Source organism: Cryobacterium inferilacus, from assembly GCF_019599185.1.
Taxonomy (GTDB): Bacteria; Actinomycetota; Actinomycetes; order Actinomycetales; family Microbacteriaceae; genus Cryobacterium; species Cryobacterium inferilacus.
In genome coordinates, this window is sequence record NZ_JAIEUL010000017.1 from 15825 (window position 1) to 39744 (window position 23920).

The window sequence follows — 23920 nt, forward strand, 5'->3', positions numbered from 1 at the left end:
CTAACGCACCAGGGAGGCCAGCTCGGCGCGGGTGGAGGCGCCCACCTTGCGCAGCAGGTTGGCCACGTGGAACTTCACGGTGTTCTCGCTGATCAACAGCTCCGCGGCGATGGCCTTGTTGCGTGCGCCGCCGGCGACCAGAGCGAGCACACCCTGCTCGCGCGGGCTGAGTCCCCACTCCGAGGCCGGTGACAGCGGGGCCAGGGGAGCGTCCAGCGGCAGTGACACGGTGAGCTCTGAACCCCAGCCCGCGGTGGCCTGCACGCCGAAGGTGCCGCCGAGTGCGGCGACCCTGGCGGTGACCGGTCCCACGCCGGGGGAGTCGGTGGTGAGGGTGCCGGCGCCGTCGTCGCGGATCTGGATGAGCAGGTTGCTGCCGTCGCAGTCCCACTGCACCCGCACCCGGCTCACCCCGGCCTGTTCCACCAGCGCCAGCACCGCCCCGCGCACGATGGCGCGGCCCGCGTGCGCGACCTCGCCGGGCAGGGCCCGACCGTTCGCGGGCGGTTCGATGAACTGCACGTCGAGGTCGCCGAAGCGCGCGAGCGGCCGCAGATCGTCACGCAGCCGGGCGAACGCCGCCGCCACCGGCTCCTCGGCCAGCGACCGGTCGCGGTCGGAGACCGCGCGCAGGTTGACCATCGCGCTCGCGGCCAGGTCGGTGACGGTCTGGCGGGCGGCCTCCGCGCTCACGGTGCTGGAGCGCAGCACCGCGAGCATCGACTCGAGGGCCGTGGAGTGGGCATCCGTGAGGTCGGCGATGAGCTTGGCCCGCTCGGCTGACGCCGCGCGCGAGTCGAGCAGGTAGGCGGGCGCCGCCGACGCCACCTGCTGGCGGATGCTCGTGGCCACGAGCTGCCAGAGCCGGCCGACGAGCGCGTGGGTGGACTCGGGGTCGGTGCCGCCGGCCGGGGTGAGCTCGGGGTCGGTGAGCACCAGGAGGGCGCCGGTCGTGGCCAGCCAGGCGGTGATCGGGCGGTCGGTGCCGCCGATCACGGCACGGAGACCCCACGGGTCGGAGGCGTCAGAGGCGAGGGAACGGCGCACGGCGTCCAGCTCGACCAGGGTGACCTCGTCGATGATGGCCGGGTCGCCGGCCTTCTTCTGCGGACGGCCGGTGCAGTCCTCGGTGAAGATCACCAGGGCGGTATGCCCGATCAGCGGCTGCAGCAGCTCGGAGAACCCGCCGGCGATCTCGAGCAGGGAGCTCGCCACGACGGCCTGCAGGGCGTCGAGCAGCTCGATGGAACGGGGGTTGGCCATGGACTTCATCGGCTCAGCCTACCCGGACCCGGCCGCCCGGCCGGATCTGCCTACCCGTCCGGGTAGGTCGGCCGCCCGTTCGGTGGGCGGCGCCCCGCGGCCGGGGCGGCCACCATAGATGGATGCCCACTACCGACGTCAGCCCCACCGACTCCACCGTCGCCGCACCCGCCGACCAGGGTCGCGCGGTCATCTCGGCCGTCGACCTCATCCTGGCCGAGCACACCGGCGTGGCCGCCCGGCGGGCCTCGTCGCCCGATACCGCCGCCTCCCTCGCGGTGATGGCCGAGCGGCTGCGCGCCGCCGACCGGGTATTCGTGCTCGGCGCCGGCCGATCCGGCCTGGCTCTGCGGATGACGGCGATGCGCCTGATGCACCTCGGTCTCACCGTGCACGTGGTGGGCGACGTCAGCACCCCGGCGATCACCGCCACCGATGCCCTCCTGGTGGCCAGCGGCTCCGGCAGCACCGCCGGCACCGTGCGTGCGGCCGAGACCGCACGCTCGGTGGGCGCCTCCGTGCTCGTGCTCACCACGGCAGCGGAATCACCGTTGGCCGACCTGGCCGCCGTCAGCGTCGTCATCCCCGCCGCCCAGAAACAGGACCACGGCGGCACGCTCTCGGCCCAGTACTCCGGCGCGCTCTTCGAGCAGGCCGTCATGGTCATCGGCGACGCGCTCTTCCACACGCTCTGGCAGGCATCCGGCGCCACGGCCGACGAGCTCTGGCCGCGGCACGCGAACCTCGAATAGCCCCACTCCTTCCCCTCCCACTCACGACAGAAAGCAGATCCTCATGAAGCTTCAGGTAGCAATGGACGTTCTCACCACCGCCGACGCGCTGGCACTGGCCGGCAAGGTCGCCCCGCACGTCGACATCATCGAGCTCGGCACCCCGCTGATCAAGGCGGAGGGACTGCGCGCGGTCACCGCGATCAAGCAGGCCCACCCCGACAAGATCGTCTTCGCCGACCTCAAGACGATGGATGCCGGTGAGCTCGAGGCCGACATCGCCTTCACCGCCGGCGCAGACCTCGTCACCGTGCTCGGCACGGCCGGTGACAGCACCATCGTGGGCGCCGTCGCGGCCGCCACCAAGCACAACAAGGGCATCGTCGTCGACCTCATCGGGGTGTCCGACAAGGTGACCAGGGCCCGCGAGGTCATCGCGCTCGGCGCCGTGTTCGTGGAGATGCACGCCGGTCTCGACGAGCAGGCCGAGGAGGGCTTCACCCTCGACACCCTGCTCAGCGCCGGCGAGACCGCCCAGGTGCCGTTCTCCCTGGCCGGCGGCGTCAGCGTTGCCACCATCGCAGCGGTGCAGAAGGCCGGTGCCGACGTGGCCGTTGCCGGTGGCGCGATCTACGGTGCAGACGACCCGGCCGCCGCCGCTGCCGAGCTGCGCGCCGCCATCAGCTAGCCGCCCGCCCAGTCAGTCGCATCCGCGCGACATGCCAAAAAATGCCCCTTCACCGTCGTGAAGGGGCATTTTTGCGGCAACTCGGCGCCGGGCGCCGGTCAGCCGAGGAGCAGTTTGCCGAGCTGGTCGGTGGAGTGCACCACGGCGGTGGCCAGTGCGGCCTCCGCGGGGGAGCCGTAGCCCCACTCGACGAGGATGGTCGGCACGCCGTGGGCGCTGGCACCCTCGGCGTCGTAGATGCGGTCGCCGACCATGACGACGGCGGAGGTGTCGACGTCGGCGGCCTTGAAGCGCACGATCGCCTCGGCGACGATGTCGGCCTTGCTGCTGCGGGACTCGTTCTCGGTCGCGCCCACCATGATGGTGAAGTACTTGGCGAGGTCGAAGTGCTCGAGGATCGCGATAGCGGTGTGCTCTGGCTTGCTCGTGGCCAGGCCGAGCGGGATGCCCGACTCGTGGATGCGCTCGAGCAGGCCGGCGACGCCGGGGTAGACCGCGGTGTCCAGTGAGGCCGGGCCCTGGTAGTCGGCACGGTACACGGCCAGGGCTTCGAGGGCCTCGTCCGGCGTCATGCCGGCGTACTCGCCGAATGCGGCCAGCAGGGGCGGGCCGACGTAGGCCATCAGCTCGGCGTCGGTGGGAACCGGCCGGCCGAGGAGGGCGAAGGTGCGGGCCAACGAGTTCGTGATCGCGGGGGCGGAATCCGTGATGGTTCCGTCAAGATCGAAGAGGATGGCGCTCCAGGTGCGCGTCAGGGTGGGGTTCACTCGCAACATCTTAGGGCCGTGGGAGCGCTACCCTTGCACGTGTACCCCAATCAGGGTATGGCAACGCGGCCCGTCGGGGGCCGTTCCGAGTCAGGTGCTGACAGCCGAACCCGCCGCTGGTCAGCCCGAACGCTGCCGGGTCGGTGCCCGCCGCCCCAACTGTTGCCGGATCGGACAATTGCGCCCGGTGTGCCGGGCGCAATTGCCCGCACGGGGAACAGTTGGCCGCGGGTGGGACCGGGTTGAGCAGCTAGAAGAGTTTTGAGGCGGTGTCGTCAAGGCCGCGCATCGCGTCATAGTCGAGCACCAGGCAACGGATGCCACGGTCCTCGGCCAGCGTCCGCGCCTGGGGCTTGATCTGCTGTGCGGCGAACACGCCCACCACGGGCGCCAGGTGCGGGTCGCGGTTCATCAGCTCGAGGTAGCGGGTGAGCTGCTCGACGCCGTCGATGTCGCCGCGGCGCTTGAGTTCGACGGCCACCGAGGCGCCCTGCGCATCCCTGGCCAGGATGTCGACCGGGCCGATCGCCGTCATGTACTCGCGGCGCACCAGGGTGTGGCCGTCGCCGAGGAGGTGGATGTGTTCGGCGAGCAGCTTCTGCAGGTGCGCCTCGACGCCGTCCTTGATCAGGCCGGGGTCGATGCCGAGGTCGTGCGCGGAGTCGTGCTCGACCTCGTAGATGCTCACGATGAGCTGGTCGGCGGTCTTGGTGTGCGTCACGGTCCACAGCTCGGTGACACCGGCCTCCACCTGCAGCTCGTCCGGCGCCGACACGGCGAGGCTGCACGGCGGGCTCATCCAGTTCAGCGGCTTGTACGAGCCGCCGTCGGAGTGCACGAGCAGACTGCCGTCGGACTTGAGCATGAGCAGGCGGGTCGCCAGCGGCAGATGCGCGCTGAGGCGCCCGGCGTAGTCAACTGAGCATTTTGCTATAACGAGGCGCACTGAACGAGCTTAACCGGCGGCGGGGGTCTCGGTGCGCTCCCGGGCGGCGGGAGCGGCCAGCCCGGCCAGCGCCATGAGCACCACGATCACGACGAGGGCGTTCAGGATGCCCACCTGCTCGCCGAGCAGGCCCAGCAGGGGCGGCCCGACCAGGAAGGCGAAATAGCCGATCATGGCGACGGCGCTCACCCTGGCGGCGGCGTTGGCGGTGTCGTCGGCGGCGGCCGACATACCCACCGGGAAGCCGAGCGAGGCGCCGAGGCCCCACAGCACGGTGCCGAGAACCAGCAGCCAGGTTGCCGGCGCGAGGATCACCAGGACCAGGCCCACGACCCCCAGTAGTGCGCAGGTGCGAAGCACGGGCACCCGACCGAACCGGTCGATCAGCGGCCCGCCCGCCACCCGGCCCACGGTCATCGCGGTCACGAACACCCCGAAGACGAGGGCGCCGGTGGCATCGCTCTGGCCGTGCCCGTCGACGACGGCCAGCGCCAGCCAGTCGCTGGCCGACCCTTCGGCGAAGGTCATGCCGAGCACGATCATGCCGATCAGGAGGATCTTGCGGTCACGCCAGACCAGCAGGCCGGCCCGCAGGCGCTCGCGCCAATCGGGACGAACGGCGCTCTCGTGCGGGTGTGCGGTCGTGTGCCCGGCCGCGTCGCCGAGTTCAGGGCGCACCGGAATGAACCGCACCGCCACGATCGCGGTGGCCACGATGACGATCGCCATCGCGGTGAGGTGCCAGAAGACCGGCACGGCGAGGGCGGATGCGCCGGCGCCGACGAGAGCCCCGACCACCGTGCCCAGGCTGAAGCAGGCGTGCAGCAGCGGCATCAGGGTGCTGCCGAGCTGGCGTTCGACGTCGGCACCCTCGACGTTCATCATCACGTCAAGCGATCCCAGGCCGAAGCCCACCAGGGCCAGCCCGAGGAAGGCGACCGGCGCCGATCCCCAATAGCTGGCGCCGGCCCCCACGGTGATCAGCCCGATCGAGGAGATGAAGGTGCTCAGGACCATCGCCCGGCGCGCGCCGAGGCCGGCGAGCAGCCACACCGCCACCATCAGCCCGAGCACCGATCCTGCCGACAGCCCAAAGATGAGCAGACCCAGCTGATCCGTGCGGAGGGACAGCCCGTCGCGCACCGTCGGCACCCGGGAGACCCAGGAGGCCAGACCGAGGCCGCTGATGAAGAAGATCGCGAAGACCGCGGTGCGCCAGGCCACGAGGCTCCGGCGGGACAGTGCAAACCCGGGGGCGGGCGTGTGTTCGGGCTGGGTCACGGGAGGTCCTGACATCGAGGCGGTGCCTTCACGCTAGTCTCCCCGGGGGCCGCGACCCGGGAGGTGGCCTGGGCAGGCGCGCATCGGGTGAGACGCGTTGGCGGGCTGCGACCGCGGGCCAGGCCGGTCACCCTGGATTGGCTTGGCTCAGCCGCTTAGGCTAGCCTCACCTAAGCAATTGTCATTTCCTGAGGAGTCCCCTGATGCGCCGCGCTCTCCCACTCGTCCTTCTTGTCGCCACCGTCACCGTCGCGGTGACGGCATGCACCCCGGCCGAACCCGCCTCGACGGATTCCGCCACCGCCGCGAGCTCTGACGGCGTTTTCACCCTCTACTCCGGCCGTGACGAGGCGCTCGTACAGCCGCTGATCGACCTGTTCGAGGAGCAATCCGGCACCGACGTCGAGGTGCGCTACGGCAACACCGCCGAGCTCGGCGCCCTGCTGCTCGAGGAGGGCGACCAGAGCCCGGCTCAGGTCTTCCTCTCCCAGGATGCGGGTGCCCTCGGCGCCTTGAGCAACGCCGGCCGGTTCGCCACCCTGCCGGAGAGCATCACCGCCGCCGTACCGGCCGGTTTCACCTCGACCGACGACAGCTGGGTCGGCGTCACCGGTCGGGCGCGTGTGATCGTCTATGACGGCGAGGCGCTCACCGCCGCCGAGGTGCCCGATTCCGTCGACGCCTTCACCGACGACGCCTGGGCGGGCCGATTCGGGATCGCTCCGAGCAACGCCAGTTTCCAGGCCTTCATCACCGCCTACCGCGTGCTCAACGGCGAGGAGGCGGCCGACGCCTGGGTCGCTGCCATCGCGGCGAACAAGCCGCAGATCTTCGAGAACAACGGCGCCCTGCTCGCCGCGGTCAACGAGGGGGTCGTCGAAGCCGGTCTGCTCAATCACTACTACTGGTACGCCCAGGCCGCCGAAACCGGTGCAGAGAACATGCGTGCACAGCTCTCCTTCCCCGAGCAGGGCGACGCAGGCGCGATCGTCAATGTGAGCGGCGCGGGCCTGCTGCAGACCGGTGAGACGGATGCCGACGCCCTCGCGTTCATCGAGTTCCTGGTCTCGGCCGAGGCCCAGCAGTACTTCGTCGACGAGACCTTCGAGTACCCGCTCATCGAGGGCGTCGATGCCCCGGCCGACCTGCCGCCACTGGACTCCCTGGTCAACCCCGACCTCGACCTCAGCGACCTCGAATCCCTCGAGGTCACCCAGGAGCTGCTCAGCCAGTACGGCCTGATCTAGCCCGCTCCGCCCGCCCGAACAGAAGGAACCCCACGGCTACCGTGACCCTCGAGTCAGCCACGCGCGGCCGATCCCCCCGGTCGCGGGTCGGTCGCGCGCCGGCGTGGCTGGTCGGGCTCGCGGCGGTCTGCGCGGCTGCTGCGGCCATCCCTCTCGTCTACCTCGTGGTGCGCTCGGCGGATGCCGGCCTGGCGGAGCTGGCCGACACCCTGCTGCGCCCGCGGGTGCTCACGCTGACCCTCAACTCGGTGGTGCTGGCCGCCTTCGTCACCGTGACCTGCCTCGTGCTGGGCACTCTGAGCGCCTGGCTGCTCACCCGGTTGCGCTTGCCGTCCGCGCGGGCCTGGCTGCTCGTGTCGGCGTTGCCACTCGCGGTGCCCTCGTACCTCGCCGCGTACGGCTGGCTGGTCTGGTTTCCCGGTTTCAACGGCTTCTGGGCAAGTTGGCTCGTGCTGAGCGTGGTCTGCACCCCGTATGTGACGTTGCCCGTCGCTGCGGCCCTGCGCGGGGCCTCCGGAGACCTGGAAGCCGTGGCCAGAACGCTCGGCCGTGGTCCCCTCGGTGCGTTCAGGGCGGCGACCTGGCCGCGGATCCGGCCGGCCGCGATCGCCGGCGGCCTGCTCGTGGGCCTCTACGCCCTGAGCGATTTCGGCCTCGTCTCGATGCTCCGGTTCCAGACCCTCACCTGGGGAATCAACGCCGCCTACGGAGCGAGTTTCGACCGTAATCAGGCCGCCATGCTCGCCCTGGTGCTGGTGGTGCTCGCCCTGGTGGTCGTGGCCGGGGAACGCCGCAGCCGTGGCAGGGTCGTGCACAGTCCAGGGCGGAACGCTCCGGGGACCATTCGGCCGGGGCGGGCCCTTGTGCCGGCGCTGGGTGTGCTGCTGATCGCTCCGGGGCTCGGTGTCGCGGTACCGGTGGCCGGGCTGGTCAGCCGACTGGTCGATGCGGAGACCCTGCGGGAGATCGACCTGGTGCGGCTGGCGGAGGCCATCGGCGCGACACTCGGTCTCGCGGTGGCCGGTGCGCTCGTCGCTGCCGTGCTCGCGCTGCCCGTCGCGGCCCTCGCCGCCCGGTACCGCGGCCGGCTGGTGTCCGCCATCGAGTCGGTGGGCTTTCTCGGGCATGCGCTGCCGGGCATCGTGGTGGGGCTCTCCCTCGTGTTCTTCACCCTCTCGGTGATGCCGGCGCTCTACCAGAGCGTCGTTGTGCTCGTTTTCGGCTACGCCGTGCTGTTCATGCCCAAGGCCATCGGCACCATGCGGGGCGGGATCGCCGCCGTGCCCGGCAGTCTTCTGGACGTGTCCCGGATGCTCGGGCTCTCGCCGTTGGCGGTCTGGTGGCGGGTCACCGCGCCGCTCGCCCTGCCGTCCGTGGGCATCGGCGCGCTGCTGGTGGCGATCTCGGTCATGAAAGAATTGCCTGCGACGCTGCTCTTGCGGCCCACAGGCATCTCGACGCTGGCGACCGAGCTGTGGAACCGCACCACGGTTTTCGAGTTCGGGGCCGCGGCGCCGTACGCGGCAGCCCTGGTATTGCTGGCGGCCGTGCCGGCCGTCATCCTGTCCGGCATCCGCGGTGTCGCGAAGGAGGAAGTGTGAGTGGGGTCTCGGTTGAGGATCTGCGGGTCGGCTACGGCGACGCCGTCGTGCTGGACGGCATCACCCTGACCATCCCGCGTGGCAGCCTGGTCGCCGTGCTCGGACCCAGCGGCTGCGGCAAGACCACCCTGCTGCGTGCCATTGCCGGCCTGCTCCCCGCCACCGCGGGCACCATCAGGGTCGGGGACCGGTTGCTCTCGTCGGCCAGGAACACGGTCCCTCCGGAGAAGCGCGGCATCGGCTGGGTGCCCCAGGACGCGGCGCTCTTCCCGCACCTGTCTGTCGGCGAGAACATCGGATTCGGCCTCCCTCGCGGCGGCCGCGGCGGCCGTGAAGCACGCCGGGCCCGGATCGACGAGCTGGCCGCCATCGTCGGGCTCGGCGGGCTCACCGAGCGGGCTCCTTCGCAGCTCTCCGGCGGGCAGGCCCAACGGGTGTCCCTGGCCAGGGCACTCGCCTCCCGGCCCGATCTGATGTTGCTGGACGAACCGTTCGCGGCCCTGGACCCCCTGTTGCGCTCCGCCCTGCGGATCGAAGTGGCGGAGTTGCTCAGGTCCCAGCAGAACACGAGCCTGCTGGTGACCCACGACCAGGAGGAGGCACTCTCACTGGCCGACTTCATCGCGGTCATGCGCCACGGGCGCATCCTGCAGTGGGGAACCCCCGCAGAGGTCTACGAGCGACCGGCCAGCCTGTGGGTCGCCGGTTTTGTCGGTGACACCGTCGAACTCGACGGGCGCTGGTCCGATGGTCGGGCCGAGTGCGCGTTCGGTCTGCTCGATGCCGCCTATCAGGACGGACCTGGCGTGGCTGAACCCCAGGAGGGCGCCTCGGTGCGTGTGATGCTCCGCCCGGAGTGGCTGCGGGTGGTCGACGACCGCGGGGATGCCGACCCGACGGATACCGGGGCGCGTGGTGTGCCGGCCACGGTGACCGCGATCGCCTATGCCGGGCACGACGCCCTGGTCAGCGTGCTGCTGGACTCCGGCCAGCCCGTGCGGGCGCGGATAGCCGCCCCAGACCTGCCCGCACGCGGTACCAGGGTGAGAGTGAGCATCCGCCATCCCGTCCTGGCCTACCCGGTCAGGACGGACCCCGTGCCGGCCGACCCCGATTCGGTGCCGGACGACGCGACACTCCGCTGACCTGGGTCGGGTCAGACCGGAGCGCCGGGGCGCATCCAGGTGGAACCCCGGGCGCGTAGCGAGAGCGTGACCGCGCGGGCGCCCAGATAACCGAGCGCGAACGCGGCCATCAACCAGGCCAGCCCTGGTGCCCCTGCGGGCGCCCAGAGCAGCACCAGGCCGGCCAGCGGAACGAAGGCGGCCAGGTTGAGCAGGCCCGTGAGGGCCAGGTATCGCGCGTCGCCCGCCCCGATCAACACGCCGTCGAGCACGAAGACCAGGCCGCCGAGCGGCACGGACAGGCCGAGCACGATCAGGGTCGGCGGCAGCAGCGCGGTGACGGCCTCATCGTTGGTGAATACCCGGCCGAGCACACCGCTGACGGCCACCAGCACCAGGCCGAGCAGCAGCCCGCCGCCGATGCCCCACTCCAGGCAGCGGCGCAGCACCTGGCGCACCTGCTCGGCGTCGCCCGCGCCGAGCCCGCGCCCGACCAGGGCCTGCGCGGCGATGGCGAGGGCGTCGAGGGCGAAGGCCAGGGTGGCGAACAGGGTCATCGCCACCTGGAACGCCGCGAGCTCCGGGGAGCCGAGGCTGGTGGCCACGAACACGGCCAGCAGCATGGCCGCCCGCAGGCTCACGGTGCGCAGGAACAGCCAGCCACCGCTGGTCGCCCCGCGGGCCAGTCCGCCGCGGTGCGGTCGCAGTGGCGCGCGCTCCCGCCGGGCGTGCCGCACGACGATGACGACGTACACCGCCACCATGCCCCACTGGGCGATCACGGTGCCCAGTGCCGAGCCGATCAGGCCGAGGCCCATCCCGTAGATGAAGACCGCGTTGAGCACGATATTGACCAGGAAGCCGAGCCCGGCGACCCAGAGCGGGGTGCGGGTGTCCTGCAGGCCACGCAGCAGCCCGGTGGCGGCGAAGACCAGCAGCATGGCCGGCACGCCCAGCATCGACAGGCCCAGGTAGTCGGCCGCCGCCCTGCTCACCTCGGCATCGGCGCCGAAGGCGGCCACCAGCGTGGGTGCCGTGAACCAGCCCGCAGCGGCGAGCACCACCCCGAGGCCGAGCGCGAGCCACAGGCCATCCACCCCCACCATGACGGCGCGGCGCCGGTCGCCGACTCCGAGCCAGCGGGCCACGGCCGGTGTCGTGCTGTACGCCAGGAACACCATCAGGCCGATGACGGTCTGCAGCACCGCGCTGGCCAGGCCCAGACCGGCCAGCGGCACCGCGCCGAGGTGCCCGACCATGGCAGAGTCGGCCAGCAGGAACAGGGGCTCGGCGATCAGCGCGCCGAGGGCAGGCACGGCCAGCCGGCGGATCTCGCGGTCGATGGGTTGGGGGCGTAGAAGTTCGATGTCTCGACTCTAGTTAGCCGCACCGACAGGCCGCACCGGCAGGGGAGGACAGCCCCCGGGGTCGGGCGTAGTCTCACGGTTATGAACCCTGTTGTTCAGACGCGTGATCTCAGCAAACGCTTCGGCCGGGTGCAGGCCTTGGCCGGTCTCGACCTCTCGGTGGCCGAGGGCGAGGTGCACGGCTTCGTCGGCCCGAACGGTGCAGGTAAGTCCACCACCATCCGCATCCTGCTCGGCCTGATGCGCGCCGGCGGCGGCTCGGCCACAGTGCTCGGCGGTGATCCGTGGGCGGATGCGTCCGCCCTGCACCGGCGCATCGGCTACGTGCCCGGTGACGTCAGCCTGTGGCCCAACCTCTCCGGCGGCGAGGCGATCGACCTGCTCGCCCGGCTGCGCGGTGCCCGCACCAGCGATCCGGCCTACCAGGCCAGGCGGCGGCAGCTGCTCGAGCGTTTCCAGCTGGACCCGACCCGTAAGGGCCGCACCTATTCCACCGGCAACCGGCAGAAGGTGGCCCTGGTCGCCGCGTTCAGCGTGCCGGCAGAGCTGCTCATTCTGGACGAACCCACCTCGGGCCTCGACCCGTTGATGGACGCCGTCTTCCGGACGGAGGTCGCCGCCGCGGTCGCGGCCGGCACCACCGTGCTGCTGTCCAGCCACATCCTCAGCGAGGTGGAGAGGCTCTGCGACCGGGTGAGCATCATCCGTGCCGGCCGCATCATCGAGACCGGCACCCTGGCCGAACTGCGCCACCTCACCCACACCGAGGTGGCCTTCGCCGATGCCGACGTCACGCCGGCCGAGCTGGCCGGTCTGAGCGGGCGGCTGCCTGGCGCACAGGATCTGGTCGCGGGGGACGGCCGGGTGAGCTTCACGATAGACGGCGCCGCCCTGCCCGACCTGCTGCCGGCCCTCGCCGAGCTGAGGGTGCAGGGCCTGACGGTGTCCCCGCCCACGCTGGAGAGCCTGTTCCTGCGCCACTACGGCGCCGACGGGGAGGGGCAGAGCGACACCCCGGGGGCGTCCCCCGATCAGCTTCGGCACGAACGATGACCTCCGCCGCCGGCACGGCCCGCGCGGCCATCACGCCGCCGCCCGCGACCGCGGTGCCCACCCTGTGGCCGATGCTGCGGTTGCGCTGGCGGCGGGACCGCGTGCAGGTGCCGGTCTGGCTGCTCTCCCTCGGGCTGATCGCCCTGCTCAGCGGCATCGCGGTGCCCGCCAGTTTCGGCACCGTCGCCGACCGGGAGGCGCTCGTGCAGATCGCGGTGGGCACGCCGAGCATCCTGATGCTGCGCGGCGAACCGCGCGGCCCCGCCGCCGACGCGCTGCTGTTCTTCAGCCTGTTCGCCAATCTCGCCGCCGCGGTCGCGTTCATGAGCACGTTCTTGGCGGTGCGGCACAGCCGCGCAGAGGAGGAGGCCGGCCGCAGCGAACTGATCGGCGCCACCGTGGCGTCCCGGGTGGTGCCGTTGGTGGCCACGGTGCTGTTCGGCACCGTCGCGGCCCTGGGTGCGGGCGCCGTGGTGGCCGCGGCTCTCGTCGTGGCCGGGCTGGATCCCACCGGGTCACTCCTCACCGGCGCCGCCCTGGCCGGCACGGGCGTCGTCTTCCTCGGGGTGGGCCTGGTGGCGGCGCAGCTGATGTGCACCTCCCGCGGCGCGAACGGGCTGGCCGCCGCCGTCATCGGCGTGGCGTACGTGCTGCGGGCGGTCGGTGACGCCGGCGGCACTCCGGCCGCCGACGGCCTGAGCCTGGCCAGCGCCTGGCCGAGCTGGCTGTCCCCGATCGGCTGGGGCCAGCGCACCCGTGCCTTCACCGAGAACAACCCGGCGCCGCTTCTGCTCGCCCTCGGCTGCGCCGCCCTGCTCGTGGCCGTTGCCGTGCTGCTGCAGTCCCGCCGCGACACCGGCTCGAGCGTGTTCGCCGAACGCGCCGGCCGCCCGGCGGCCGGCGCGCTGCTGCGCGGGTCGTGGGGGTTGGCCTGGCGGCTGCAACGGTCGTCGATCCTCGGCTGGGCCATCACCGGGCTGCTCTTCGGCCTGTTGGCCGGCAGCCTCGGCGAAACCGTGGTCGACCTGATGGAGGGCAACCCGGTCTTCCAGAACGTGCTCGTCGGCCTGGCCGGCGGCCCTGGCGCGATCATCGACCTCTTCACCGCCACCCTGTTCAGCCTCGTCGGGGTGATCGCCGCGGCCGCCGGCATCCAGGCCGTGCTCCGGGCGCGCCAGGAGGAGGCCGCCGGAGTGGCCGAGGCGATGCTCAGTACCGGCCTTGGCCGCATCCGCTGGCTGTTCGACTACCTCACCGTCGGCGTCGTCGCCATCGCGTTGGTGCTCGTGGCCGCCGTGGCTGGGGCCGCGGTCGGTCTGCTGCCCACGGATGCGGCCGCCGACCGCATCGAGAGCGTGGTGCAGGCTGGCGCGGCCCAGGTGCCCGCGGCGCTGCTGCTGCTCGCCGTCGCCGCGGTGCTCGTGGCGGTGCTGCCGCGCCTGTGCATCGGCCTGAGCTGGGGCCTGCTGCTCGCCGCCGTGGTCATCGGCCAGTTCGGGGACCTGCTCGACCTGCCCGACTGGGTGCAGGACCTGTCGCCGTTCAGCCACACGCCCGTGGTGGCCGCCGCCGAGGTGGACTGGAGCGGCGCCTGGTGGATGAGCGCGCTGGCCGTGCTCCTCGCGGCCGCGGCGGCCCTGGGCATCCGCCGCCGCGATCTGGCCGGGTGACCGCCCGGCCTGCGCCCCTGAGCCGGTCAGTGGAGGTGGGTCAGCCCACGCCGGTCAGCGGATGCCGATCCGGCGACGGCGGTCCTTGGTGCTCCGCACGTCCCGCGCCAGGCGGCGGTCGCCGTGGTACAGGATGCGCTGCCAGTCGACCGGCTTGGTCGGATCGACGAGCGAGGCCGGGTCGACCGGGGGCTTCTTGGGCTTCTTCTTGTCCACGTAGAGGAAACCGAGCAGGCCCAGCCACATGTCCACGATCGAGTTGCGGAGGCCGATGTAGTTGCGGATGGCGAACGCGGCCATGACCGCGTTGAACCCGGCGAAGAGGGCGTTGCCCCAGTTCTGCTGCACCACATCGCGGTAGAGCGTGAGCAGGGAGAACAGCACGATCAGGTACGGCACCACCACGTACAGTGCCGGGGCCGCGGTGCGGTCCTTCACCTTGGGGGTGCGCACGAACGGGATCTTCTCGCCGCTGAGCATCTGCTGGAACGACTTGAGCACTCCGGCGAGGTTGACCGGCAGCAGCACCAGGTTGAAGCCGTAGATGCGGAAAATGTCGCTGAACCGGTGGCCGGCCTCGCGCAGGTCGAAGCCCATGGCGATGAAGTACGGCATGGCGGCGAGGAACACGAACGGGCTGAGCAGCCGGCTGTCGTAGGGGTAGGCGAGCAGGAACAGCAGGCCGAAACTGCCCCAGGCGATCGACGCCATGTAGTTGCCGCGCAGCGCGATCTCGGTCAGCAGCACGTGTTCGCGGTTGAATCGCCTGGTGCGCAGCTGATCGAAGAACTTGGGCAGGATGAGCAGACCACCGTTGGCCCACCGCCGGCGCTGCACGATCAGCGACCCGAAGTCGGGCGGGGTGGCGCTGTAGCTGAGCCGCTCGGGGTAGTTCACCAGCGTCCAGCCGTGGGTGCCCAGGTCGATGCTCGACTCGGTGTCCTCGATGACGGTGCGGTCCTGGATGAAGGTCTTCACGGTGAAGCCGGCCACGACCTCGGTCTCCACGATGTCCTCGAGGGCACGCTTGCGGATGACGGCGTTCGCGCCGACCCAGAAGGTGGCGTTGAAGTAGGTCATGCCCTGGTGCAGCATGTGCTGCAGGTCGGTGCTCGCGCCGGCCACGCGTTCGATGCGGGTGGGCGCCCCGCGGAAGGCCGAGTACGGCGTCTGCGTCACGGCCACCCGGGCGTTCTCGGCCTGCTCGAGCAGGTAGACCAGGCGCACGCAGTAGTCCCGCAGCAGCAGCGAATCGGCGTCCAGGGTGAGCAGGTAGGTGCTGTCCGGCACCACGAGGTCCGGTACGTCACCGTCCGGGGTCTCGCGCAACACCACGCCGTCCGAGGTCTGTTCGGTCGTCCAGTTGGTGCCCATCAGTCCGATGTAGGAGTTCAGGTTCATGGCCTTGTTCGCCTCGTGCGAGAGCGACGAGAACAGTTTGCGTTCGAAGAACCCCACCGTGCTGGTGAACACCCTGGCCAGGCGCAGCCCCAAGGTTCCCAGAGCCTCAGCGGTGGGATAGCTGCCCTGCGCCAGTGACGCGTTCAGCGCCAGGAGGGACAGCCGGAGCTCTCTGGCCAGGCCCATGATCACCTGGTCGACGAAGAACTCGTCCACGTGGTCGGCCACCGGCTCGGCGTCGGCCAGCGCCTCCAGCCAGTCGGCCGCGGCCGCGTAGTCGGCGGCGAGAAGCTCGACATCGGCGTGCACCACGACGCTGTCGGTGGCGAAACGCGCCGCCCGGTTCGCCGCGGCGGCCCGGAATCGCTCGCCGGGCTCCCGCAGGGCATCCTCGATCTGGCCGGGCAGCGCGCGGGTGGCGGTGAGCGTGGCCAACTTGTCCGGATCGGTCGGGAACGGCGGGTCGTCGAGCAACAGCACCACGCTCAGGTGCGGGAATTCCTGCAGCGCCGCCGACCACAGGGTGGCCCGCACCACGTTGGTCTCCTCCGCGTAACTGGGCACGAGCACGGTGATGGCCTCGTCGTAGTCGGCGAAGTGCCGGTCCAGTTCACCGCGCGGCACCCGGTCGTGGCTGCGAAACCGGTACAGGGCGCCCTGGCGGGCCACGAGGTACATCAGCGCGGAGAAGCTGAGAATCGTGACCACGGTCACATAGCCGACGGCCTCGACGGTGAAGCGAAACCCGGACTCGGGGTTGTTGACGAATTCCCGCACGATGGTCGTGAACACGTAGAACAGCCAAAAGCCCACCGTGCATACAATTCCGAGGCGCCCGAGGGTGATGGTGCGCGTCGAGGGTCGGGCGTGCACAATCGGGAGCGGCTCACTGCGCCGCTCCGATCCCCACTGACGACGGCGTCCGGCCGTAATCTCACCGGTCAGGTCCATCTTTTCCTCAGTTCCCCACGCGCCGAAATTGTATGCAACTGTATCGTGATCGTAGTGAACCATGAACGGGGTGCCCATGTCCAAGCGTTTTCCCGGCCAGCGGCTGTCGATTCTTCGCCTGACCGGCGTGATCGTCGTCGTCGCCGGTCTGCTGTTCTCCGGTTTTCAGGGCTGGCGCTGGTTCCAGGACACCACCACGGAGCGGGCAGCGGCCTGGATGGCCGGCTACGTCGACGTCACCGCGACGCCCAGCTATGCGTTCGAGAACCCGACCGGTCCGGCCGGCTCGCACGTGGTGCTGTCGTTCGTGGTCGCGTCCACCGACGACGCCTGCACACCGTCCTGGGGCACCTACTACTCGCTCGACGAGGCGGACGTCGCGCTTGACCTGGATCGCCGGGTGGCCCGCCGGATTCAGCAGGGCGGTGACGTGCTGGTCTCGTTCGGGGGGCTGCTCAACAACGAGCTGGCCACCGGCTGCACCGACGCCGCCGACCTGCGGCGCGGCTACGAGTCGGTGATCGACCGGTACTCGCTGAACACCATCGACCTCGACATCGAGGGCGAGAACCTCACCGACACCGCCGCCGGCGAGCGGCGCGCACAGGCGATCGCCGCCATCCAGCAGGAGCGTTCGACGACCCAGTCGCCGTTGGCGGTCTGGCTGACCCTGCCGGTCCTGCCCACCGGGCTCTCGGAGGGTGGCACCACGGCCGTCGCCCAGATGCTCGACGCCGGGGTGGACCTGGCCGGTGTGAACGTGATGACCATGGACTACGGCGCCAGCCGGGAGGGTCTGAGCATGGTGGCGGCGACCGAGGGGGCCCTGACGGGTACCCACAGCCAGCTGCGCACGCTCTACGAGCGTCAGGGGGTGGAGTTGGGCAGCCGGGAACTGTGGAACAAGATCGGGATGACCCCGATGATCGGTCAGAACGATGTGGCCGGCGAGATCCTCACCCTCGAGGACGCCACGGCCCTGAACGCGTTCGGGCTCGAGAGCGGCATCGGACGGGTGTCGATGTGGTCGCTCAACCGTGACCAGACCTGCGGGTCGAACTACCCCGATGTCACCAGGGTCTCCGACTCCTGCAGCGGCGTGGACCAGGGCGACCTGCGCTACGCCGACCTGCTCGGCGCCTCCTTCACCGGCACGCCGGAGGCCTCGGCGGGGGCCGTGACCACCTCAGGGCCGACGACGTCGGCCGCCGATCTGGTCGACGACCCAGAGACGAGCCCGTACCCGGTGTGGTCGGAGCTGGTGGCGTACGCCAAGGACACCAAGGTGGTGTGGCATCGCGAGGTCTACGTCGCGAAGTACTGGACGCAGGGCGACCTGCCAGACAACCCCGTGCTGCAGGCCACCGAGACGCCCTGGACCCTGATCGGACCCGTTCTGCCCGGCGAGACGCCGGTGCCGGTCGCCACGCTGCCGCCCGGAAGCTACCCGGAGTGGGACGGTTCAAGCGTGTTCACCGCGGGGGACCGGGTGATGTTCGACTCGCACACCTTCGAAGCCAAGTGGTGGACGACCGGCGACAGCCCGCAGGCTGCCGCGGTTGATGCCGATGTCTCGCCGTGGCGCCAGCTGACGCCGGCGGAGATCAACGCCGTACTCGATCCACCGGCGGCCGGCTAGTCCGGCCCCCGGTGGGGAGGGTGGCTACGGCAGGATCACCAGCTTGCCGCGCGCCCCGGACTCGAAGTCGTCGAGGGCCTCTGCCGTGTCCTCCAGCGCGTAGCTGCCCTGCACCGTGACCGACACCCGGCCGGCGGCCAGGTTCTCGGCCAGGCGGGTGAGCACCGCCGTGGTGGGGTCGGCGTGGATCGGCACGACGGTGACGGTGTCGCGGGTCAGCTGGTCTGGCGAGCCGAGCAGGGTGGAGATGAGACGGCCGCCTGCGCGCACCGTCGGCAGCACGGTGGCCGCGTCGCCGGCGAAGTGCAGCACGACGTCCACGCCGTCGGTGTGGCTGGCGAGCACGGCCGCGGAAAGGTTCTGGGTGTGGTCGACGATCTCGCTCGCGCCGAGCATCCGTACCTGCGCGATGCCGAGTGCGGTGCGGGCGGTGGCGATCACGGTGGCGCCGGTGGCCGCGGCCAGCTGCACGGCCTGGTTGCCCACCCCTCCGGTGGCACCCACGATCAGCACGGTACTGCCTGCGGTCAGTTCGGCGGCATCCACCGCGGCCTGGGCGGCGGTCCCGGCCAGGCCCAGGGCGGCGCCACGGGCGAAGTCGATCTGCGCGGGCAGCTGGGCCAGGCCGGTGGCGGCGTCCACGACCACGAACTCGCCGAACGAGCCGTCGCCCACGTGCGCCTTGGTGACGACACCGAAGACCCGGTCGCCGACCGCGTACCCGGTCACCCCGTCGCCGAGGGCGTCCACGATGCCGGCGAAGTCCTTGCCGAGCACCACGGGGAAACGGTGCTCGAGCAGTCCATCGAGGGCGCCGGCGGCCACGGCCAGGTCGAAGCCGTTCACGGATGCGGCGTGCACGCGCACGCGCACCTCGCCCGCGGCCGGCTGGGGGGTCTGGATCTCGGCCAGCTCGAGGGCGGAACCGAACTCGGGCAGTGTGATGACGCGCATGGGGGTCTCCTGGGTCAGGGTCACCAGCGACCCGGGTGGAGCGCCGTGAAGCTCATGGTCCCATGGCCACACCACCCCCCACCATGGCCGATGGTCCCACTCCGACCGGATCCCATCCTCTGAACAGCCGACGAGGTTTAGGCTGGTGCGATGACTGATCAGGTGACTGCATCCGGAATCGACACCGACGAACTCGACCCGGGCGTGCGCCCGCAGGACGACCTCTTCCGCCACGTGAACGGCAAGTGGATCGCCCGCACCGAGATCCCGAACGACAAGGCCCGCTGGGGCTCGTTCTATCTGCTCGCCGAAGAGGCCGAGAAGGCCGTGCAGGCGATCATCCTCGAGGCGCAGACCGCGCAGGAGGGCACAGAGGAGCGCAAGTTCGGCGACCTCTACGCCAGCTTCATGGATGAGGAGCGCATCGAGCAGCTCGGCGCCACCCCGCTCGCGGCCGACCTGGCCACCGTCGACGGCATCAGCAGCGTGCCGGTGTTCCTGGCCACCCTCGGCCGCCTCGAGCGGGCCGGAGTGGCCGGCACCTTCCAGCTCTACGTCGACAACGACCCCGGCAACCCCGAGCGCTACCTGGTCTTCGTCGAGCAGGCCGGCCTGGGCCTGCCGGACGAGTCCTACTACCGCGAGGAGAAGTTCGCCGATGTGCGCACCGCCTACCTCGCGTTCGTCGAACGGATGCTCACCCTCGCCGGCCTCGACGACGCCCAGGGGCGTGCCGGCCGCATCGTCGCCCTCGAGACCGAGCTGGCCAGTCACCACTGGGACAACGTGCGCACCCGCGACAGCGAGAAGACCTACAACCTCAAGACCTGGGACCAGCTCTCCGCGCTCGCCGCCGGTGCCGACCTCGACCTCTGGCTGCAGGGCCTGGATGCCCCGGCCGAGGCGTTCGCGGAACTCGTGGTGCGCGAGCCCAGCTTCGTGGTGGGCCTGGCCGAGATGCTCACGGACGACCGGCTCGACGCCTGGCGGGACTGGCTGCGCTGGCAGGTCATCCGCTCGAGCGCGTCGTACCTGTCGAGCGATTTCGTCGAGGCTAACTTCGACTTCTACGGCCGCACCCTCACCGGCACCCCGCAGATGCGGGCGCGCTGGAAGCGCGGCGTCTCGCTGGTGGAGGGCTCGCTCGGCGAGGCCGTTGGCCGGATCTACGTCGAGCGGCACTTCTCACCGGACGCCAAGACCAGCATGGACGTGCTCGTCGGTCACCTCGTCGAGGCATACCGGGCCAGCATCACCGGGCTGGACTGGATGACGGCGGAGACCCGCGGCCGCGCGCTGGAGAAGCTGGACAAGTTCACCCCCAAGATCGGCTTCCCGGTGAAGTGGCGGGACTATTCCAGCCTCAGCATCGAGCCGGGCGACCTGATCAAGAACGTGCGCGCCGTCGGGGAGTTCGAGTTCCACCGCGAACTCGGCAAGATCGGCAACCCGCTCGACCGCGACGAGTGGTTCATGACCCCGCAGACCATCAACGCCTATTACAACCCCGGCTTCAACGAGATCGTCTTCCCCGCCGCCATCCTGCAACTGCCGTTCTTCGACGTGAACAGGGATGCGGCCGCGAACTACGGCGCGATCGGTGCCGTCATCGGCCACGAGATCGGCCACGGCTTCGACGACCAGGGCTCCAAGTACGACGGCGACGGCAGGCTCACCGACTGGTGGACCGAGGCCGACAAGGCGGCGTTCGAGCAGCGCACCGCATCGCTGATCGAGCAATTCGACGCGCTCTCGCCGGCGCAGGTGCCCGACCACCACGTCAACGGCGCCCTCACCATCGGCGAGAACATCGGCGACCTCGGCGGCCTGTCCATCGCCTGGAAGGCGTACCTGCTCTCCCTCGAGGGCGCAGAACCGCCCGTCATCGACGGTCTCACCGGCGCAGCGCGGTTCTTCCTCTCCTGGGCGCAGGCCTGGCAGATGAAGCTGCGCGACGAGGAGGCCATCCGTCTGCTGGCCATCGACCCGCACTCGCCGAACGAGTTTCGCTGCAACCAGATCGTGGCGAACATCGACGAGTACTACAGCGCCTTCGGCGTCACCGAGACGGATGCGGCGTGGCTGGCGCCTGAGAAGCGCGTCACGATCTGGTAGCGACCCGAGCGGGGTGAAACCCGGTGGGTTAGGGTGTTCGCGAGGGCCGAAGCAGCCCGTGAGAGCGGTAAGGACAGTACAGTAGTGGTCGCGCCAGCACAGGAATCAGAAAGACGTTCCCGGCACGCCGTCGACCGGCACGGCAAACACCGCGAGGCACCGGTGCCGTCCAGTTTCGACCGGGGTTTCCAGTCGCTCGGCGAGCTCGCCATGGGCGGAGCGCAGGTGTCCGCCCGCGCCACCGACCTGGCCACCGGCCGGGTGCTGCTCTCCGTCGACGACCACGTGGTGATGCCGATGGCCGGGGTGGGCACCGTGCTGCTGCTGATCGAGGTCGCCTCCCGGCTGCGCGACCCCGACTTCGGTGCGTACACGATCCTCGACCGCACGGTGAGCGACTCCGTGGCCGGATCCGGGCTGTGGCAGCACCTGCAGGCGCCGTCGCTGCCGGTGGCCGACCTTGCCGCCCTCGTCGGCGCCACGAACGACAACCTGGCCACCAATGTTCTGCTGCGCGCCGTCGGACTCGAGGCCGTGCGGCGGCGCACCGAGGAACTCGGCCTGGCCCGAACCGGGCTGCTCGACCTGGTGCGCGACAGCCGCGGCCCCGACGACGCCCCCAACCTGTCCATCGGCAGCGCCAACGAGCTCACCTGGCTGTTCACGGCCCTGGCCCGCGGCGAGATCCTCGACGACGAGGGCAGCGAACGGGTGCTCGGCTGGCTGTCGTTGAACTCCGACCTGTCCATGGTCGCCAGCGCGTTCGGGCTCTCCCCGCACGCCCACCGGCAGCCGTCGCACGGGGTGCTGCTGGTGAACAAGACCGGCTCAGACGCGGGCGTGCGCAGCGACGTCGGTGTGCTGCGCGGCCCGCGGGCCGGCGTCGCCTACGCGGTCTCGGTCTTCTTCGAGGATCACAACCTCTCGAGCCGTCTCTCGGTGCTCGACGGCATGCGGTCGGTGGGTCTTGACCTGCTCGAATACGTGCACTGACGATTCTCGATCCGGGAGCCGCGCCCGAAAATCGGCGGGTTGCGGCCTTCCGCACGGGTAGGGTCATCGCATGGGTGAGCAGACCAGCGCGCTGAGCGTGGAAGTGAACGGCATCAACTCGATCGACCAGAGCGAGCATCGGGGGCATCCGCGCGACCTGTTCTGGCCGTGGTTCGCCGCCAACGTGTCGGTGCTCGGGGTCAGCTACGGCTCGTTCCTGCTCGGCTTCGGCATTTCCTTCTGGCAGGCCACCATCGTCGGCGGCATCGGAATCGTGCTGTCGTTCCTGTTCTGCGGGTTCATCGCCCTGGCCGGCAAGCGGGGGCACGCGCCCACCATGACCCTGGGCAGGGCCGCGTTCGGTGTGCACGGCAACCGGGTTCCCTCCGCGCTGTCCTGGATGCTCACGGTCGGCTGGGAGACCGTGCTGGCGTCCCTCGCCGTGCTGGCCACGGCCACCGTGCTCGGCGAGCTCGGACTCGCCGCCGGCGACACCACCAAGGTGGTGGCGTTGATCGTCGTGGCGGCGTTGATCGTCACCGGCGGCATCCTCGGCTTCGACTTCATCATGAAGCTGCAGAAATGGATCACCATCATCACCGGCGTGCTCACCGTGGTGTACATCGTGCTCACCTTCGGCCAGATCGACGTCGCCACCATCGCCGCCATCCCGGCCGGGTCCACCCCGCAGGTGATCGGGGCGCTGGTGTTCATGATGACCGGCTTCGGCCTGGGCTGGGTGAACGCCGCCGCCGACTACTCCCGCTACCTGCCGCGCACCGCGTCGAGCGCGGGGGTGATCGGCTGGACCACCTTCGGCGCGTCGCTGGCACCGCTCATCCTGCTGCTCTTCGGCCTGTTGCTGGCCGGCTCGTCGCCCGAGCTCAGCGCGGCCATCGCCATCGACCCGATCGGCGCGCTCACCACCATCCTGCCGGTCTGGTTCCTCATCCCGTTCGCGCTCACCGCCGTGCTCGGCCTGGTCGGCGGCGCCGTGCTCGACGTCTACTCCTCCGGCCTGGCGCTGCTCAGCACCGGGGTGCGTGTGCCCAGACCCGTCGCAGCGGCCATCGACGGCGTGATCATGGTGCTCGGCGCGATCTACGTGGTCTTCTTCGCGGCCGACTTCCTCGGCCCGTTCCAGGGCTTCCTGATCACCCTCGGTGTGCCAGTGGCCGCCTGGTGCGGCATCGTCATGGCCGACGTGCTGATGCGCCGCACCGGCTACTCGGCCAGGGACCTGTTCGACCCCGCCGGCCGGTACGGCAGCGTGCGCTGGAGCGCGATTCTGCTCATCGTGTTCGGCGCGGTGATCGGCTGGGGCCTGGTCACCAACGGGTCGGCCGAGTGGCTGGCCTGGCAGGGTTACCTGCTCGACCCCGTCGGTCTCGGCGGCCGCGAGGGTGACTGGGCCTACGCCAACCTCGGTGTGCTCGTCGCCCTGGTGATCGGCTTCGCCGGCACCCTGGTTCTCGGCCGCGGCGCCGTGCGCCGCCAGGAGGCCCTGCCGCTGGCCGACGGTGACCACCTGACGGACGCGATGGATGCGGCGGAGCGCGCGTGAGCGCCGGGTCCTGGTTGGTCCTGATCGACCTGCAACGCATCTTCGGTGAGCCGCAGAGCGAGTGGTTCACGCCGCGCTTCGCCGAGGCAGAGGCCGGGGCCGTCCGGCTGCGCCAACTCTTCCCCGGCCGCACGGCGCTGAGCCGGTTCGTGGCCCCTGAGACACCGATGGGCGCCTGGGTGCCCTACTACGAGCGGTTCTCGTTCGCGCTGGACCCCGGCAACGCCGGCCTGTACGACCTGATGCCGGCCCTGCCGCCCGGTGACGCCGTGCTCATCGAACGGTCCACCTTCGGCAAGTGGGATGCCGGCACCCGCGCGGCGCTCGGCGACACCCGCGATATCGTCCTGGCCGGGGTCTCCACTGACTGTTGTGTGCTCTCCACGGCGCTCGCCGCGGCCGATGACGGGGTGCGCGTGCGGGTCGTGGCTGACGCCTGCGCGGGGCTCACCGACGCCGACCACCGGCGGGCGCTGAACATCATGGCGCTGTACGCACCGCTGATCGAGATCACCACCGTCGAGGAGATCCTCGCCGAACGCGGCCTCGCGCGCTGACCCCGCCG

At 70.7% G+C, this 23920-nt stretch carries 19 protein-coding genes; 12 read left to right on the forward strand and 7 right to left on the reverse strand.

Annotated features, from left to right (window positions below; genetic code table 11):
• Window positions 1-1272 carry a LuxR C-terminal-related transcriptional regulator gene (locus tag K2F54_RS14415; RefSeq protein WP_255577132.1) on the reverse strand — a complete coding sequence of 424 codons (1272 nt, stop codon included), beginning with the start codon at window positions 1270-1272 and terminating at the stop codon, window positions 1-3.
• A 113-nt stretch (window positions 1273-1385) separates the two neighbouring features.
• Here K2F54_RS14415 and hxlB point away from each other — a divergent pair, with 113 nt between their 5' ends.
• The gene (gene hxlB, locus K2F54_RS14420) at window positions 1386-2015 is read left to right on the forward strand and encodes a 6-phospho-3-hexuloisomerase (RefSeq protein ID WP_220606549.1); all 630 of its coding nucleotides are present in this window, start codon (window positions 1386-1388) and stop codon (window positions 2013-2015) included.
• Window positions 2016-2058: 43 nt separating this feature from the next.
• Entirely contained in the window at window positions 2059-2682 is a 624-nt protein-coding gene (hxlA, locus tag K2F54_RS14425; RefSeq protein ID WP_220606550.1) for a 3-hexulose-6-phosphate synthase, read from the forward strand.
• Window positions 2683-2780: 98 nt separating this feature from the next.
• Here the strand turns inward: hxlA and K2F54_RS14430 are convergent, their stop codons facing one another.
• The 3 genes from K2F54_RS14430 to K2F54_RS14440 form a co-directional block, all read right to left on the reverse strand.
• A complete protein-coding gene (locus tag K2F54_RS14430) occupies window positions 2781-3458 on the reverse strand; it encodes an HAD hydrolase-like protein (RefSeq protein ID WP_220606551.1) in 678 nt (225 codons plus the stop codon).
• A 241-nt stretch (window positions 3459-3699) separates the two neighbouring features.
• Window positions 3700-4395, reverse strand: coding sequence for an endonuclease NucS (gene nucS, locus K2F54_RS14435; RefSeq protein ID WP_220606552.1), 696 nt, complete (start codon window positions 4393-4395; stop codon window positions 3700-3702).
• A gap of 9 nt (window positions 4396-4404) precedes the next feature.
• Window positions 4405-5676, reverse strand: a complete 1272-nt coding sequence (locus K2F54_RS14440) for an MFS transporter (protein WP_308287678.1) — start codon at window positions 5674-5676, stop codon at window positions 4405-4407.
• A 203-nt stretch (window positions 5677-5879) separates the two neighbouring features.
• Between K2F54_RS14440 and K2F54_RS14445 the strand changes: the two genes are divergently transcribed.
• From K2F54_RS14445 to K2F54_RS14455, 3 genes are read left to right on the forward strand one after another with little or no spacing between them, the layout of a single operon-like run.
• Window positions 5880-6923, forward strand: coding sequence for an extracellular solute-binding protein (locus K2F54_RS14445; protein ID WP_220606554.1), 1044 nt, complete (start codon window positions 5880-5882; stop codon window positions 6921-6923).
• Between the two features lie 41 nt (window positions 6924-6964).
• On the forward strand, window positions 6965-8524 hold the full coding sequence (locus K2F54_RS14450; RefSeq protein ID WP_220606555.1) for an ABC transporter permease: 1560 nt from the start codon (window positions 6965-6967) through the stop codon (window positions 8522-8524).
• Window positions 8521-9669 (forward strand): ABC transporter ATP-binding protein, encoded by a 1149-nt coding sequence (locus tag K2F54_RS14455; protein WP_220606556.1) that lies wholly within the window; start codon window positions 8521-8523, stop codon window positions 9667-9669. The genes K2F54_RS14450 and K2F54_RS14455 overlap by 4 nt, the downstream gene beginning before the upstream one ends.
• An 11-nt stretch (window positions 9670-9680) precedes the next feature.
• On the opposite strand, the gene K2F54_RS14460 is transcribed toward K2F54_RS14455, so the two are convergent.
• A complete protein-coding gene (locus tag K2F54_RS14460; RefSeq protein ID WP_220606557.1) occupies window positions 9681-10964 on the reverse strand; it encodes an MATE family efflux transporter in 1284 nt (427 codons plus the stop codon).
• A gap of 132 nt (window positions 10965-11096) precedes the next feature.
• Between K2F54_RS14460 and K2F54_RS14465 the strand changes: the two genes are divergently transcribed.
• On the forward strand, window positions 11097-12068 hold the full coding sequence (locus K2F54_RS14465; protein WP_220606558.1) for an ABC transporter ATP-binding protein: 972 nt from the start codon (window positions 11097-11099) through the stop codon (window positions 12066-12068).
• Window positions 12065-13738, forward strand: a complete 1674-nt coding sequence (locus K2F54_RS14470) for an ABC transporter permease (RefSeq protein ID WP_220606559.1) — start codon at window positions 12065-12067, stop codon at window positions 13736-13738. The genes K2F54_RS14465 and K2F54_RS14470 overlap by 4 nt, the downstream gene beginning before the upstream one ends.
• Window positions 13739-13792: 54 nt before the next feature.
• Here K2F54_RS14470 and K2F54_RS14475 read toward each other — a convergent pair whose 3' ends face one another.
• Window positions 13793-16090 carry a glycosyltransferase family 2 protein gene (locus K2F54_RS14475; protein WP_220606560.1) on the reverse strand — a complete coding sequence of 766 codons (2298 nt, stop codon included), beginning with the start codon at window positions 16088-16090 and terminating at the stop codon, window positions 13793-13795.
• Between the two features lie 76 nt (window positions 16091-16166).
• Between K2F54_RS14475 and K2F54_RS14480 the strand changes: the two genes are divergently transcribed.
• Window positions 16167-17729 (forward strand): chitinase, encoded by a 1563-nt coding sequence (locus K2F54_RS14480; protein WP_220606561.1) that lies wholly within the window; start codon window positions 16167-16169, stop codon window positions 17727-17729.
• A gap of 24 nt (window positions 17730-17753) precedes the next feature.
• Here the strand turns inward: K2F54_RS14480 and K2F54_RS14485 are convergent, their stop codons facing one another.
• Window positions 17754-18683 (reverse strand): NADP-dependent oxidoreductase, encoded by a 930-nt coding sequence (locus K2F54_RS14485; protein WP_220606562.1) that lies wholly within the window; start codon window positions 18681-18683, stop codon window positions 17754-17756.
• A gap of 150 nt (window positions 18684-18833) precedes the next feature.
• Here K2F54_RS14485 and K2F54_RS14490 point away from each other — a divergent pair, with 150 nt between their 5' ends.
• From K2F54_RS14490 to K2F54_RS14505, 4 genes are all read left to right on the forward strand, one after another.
• On the forward strand, window positions 18834-20798 hold the full coding sequence (locus K2F54_RS14490; protein WP_220606563.1) for a M13 family metallopeptidase: 1965 nt from the start codon (window positions 18834-18836) through the stop codon (window positions 20796-20798).
• 84 nt (window positions 20799-20882) lie between these two features.
• Complete coding sequence (locus K2F54_RS14495; RefSeq protein WP_220606564.1) at window positions 20883-21791, forward strand: serine hydrolase; 909 nt, start codon at window positions 20883-20885, stop codon at window positions 21789-21791.
• A 70-nt stretch (window positions 21792-21861) separates the two neighbouring features.
• Window positions 21862-23355 carry a purine-cytosine permease family protein gene (locus K2F54_RS14500; protein WP_220606565.1) on the forward strand — a complete coding sequence of 498 codons (1494 nt, stop codon included), beginning with the start codon at window positions 21862-21864 and terminating at the stop codon, window positions 23353-23355.
• The gene (locus tag K2F54_RS14505; protein ID WP_220606566.1) at window positions 23352-23912 is read left to right on the forward strand and encodes a cysteine hydrolase family protein; all 561 of its coding nucleotides are present in this window, start codon (window positions 23352-23354) and stop codon (window positions 23910-23912) included. The genes K2F54_RS14500 and K2F54_RS14505 overlap by 4 nt, the downstream gene beginning before the upstream one ends.
• The last annotated feature ends 8 nt before the right edge of the window (window positions 23913-23920 follow it).

Excerpts from the sequence above, each read along its gene's own strand:
- K2F54_RS14470 (WP_220606559.1), top strand. The coding sequence starts at position 12,065 with ATGACCTCCGCCGCCGGCACGGCCCGCGCGGCCATCACGCCGCCGCCC.
- K2F54_RS14490 (WP_220606563.1), top strand. The coding sequence starts at position 18,834 with ATGACTGATCAGGTGACTGCATCCGGAATCGACACCGACGAACTCGAC.
- K2F54_RS14485 (WP_220606562.1), bottom strand. The coding sequence starts at position 18,683 with ATGCGCGTCATCACACTGCCCGAGTTCGGTTCCGCCCTCGAGCTGGCC.
- K2F54_RS14500 (WP_220606565.1), top strand. The coding sequence starts at position 21,862 with ATGGGTGAGCAGACCAGCGCGCTGAGCGTGGAAGTGAACGGCATCAAC.
- K2F54_RS14465 (WP_220606558.1), top strand. The coding sequence starts at position 11,097 with ATGAACCCTGTTGTTCAGACGCGTGATCTCAGCAAACGCTTCGGCCGG.
- hxlA (WP_220606550.1), top strand. The coding sequence starts at position 2,059 with ATGAAGCTTCAGGTAGCAATGGACGTTCTCACCACCGCCGACGCGCTG.
- K2F54_RS14430 (WP_220606551.1), bottom strand. The coding sequence starts at position 3,458 with ATGTTGCGAGTGAACCCCACCCTGACGCGCACCTGGAGCGCCATCCTC.
- K2F54_RS14480 (WP_220606561.1), top strand. The coding sequence starts at position 16,167 with ATGTCCAAGCGTTTTCCCGGCCAGCGGCTGTCGATTCTTCGCCTGACC.
- hxlB (WP_220606549.1), top strand. The coding sequence starts at position 1,386 with ATGCCCACTACCGACGTCAGCCCCACCGACTCCACCGTCGCCGCACCC.
- K2F54_RS14415 (WP_255577132.1), bottom strand. The coding sequence starts at position 1,272 with ATGAAGTCCATGGCCAACCCCCGTTCCATCGAGCTGCTCGACGCCCTG.
- K2F54_RS14445 (WP_220606554.1), top strand. The coding sequence starts at position 5,880 with ATGCGCCGCGCTCTCCCACTCGTCCTTCTTGTCGCCACCGTCACCGTC.
- K2F54_RS14475 (WP_220606560.1), bottom strand. The coding sequence starts at position 16,090 with ATGGACCTGACCGGTGAGATTACGGCCGGACGCCGTCGTCAGTGGGGA.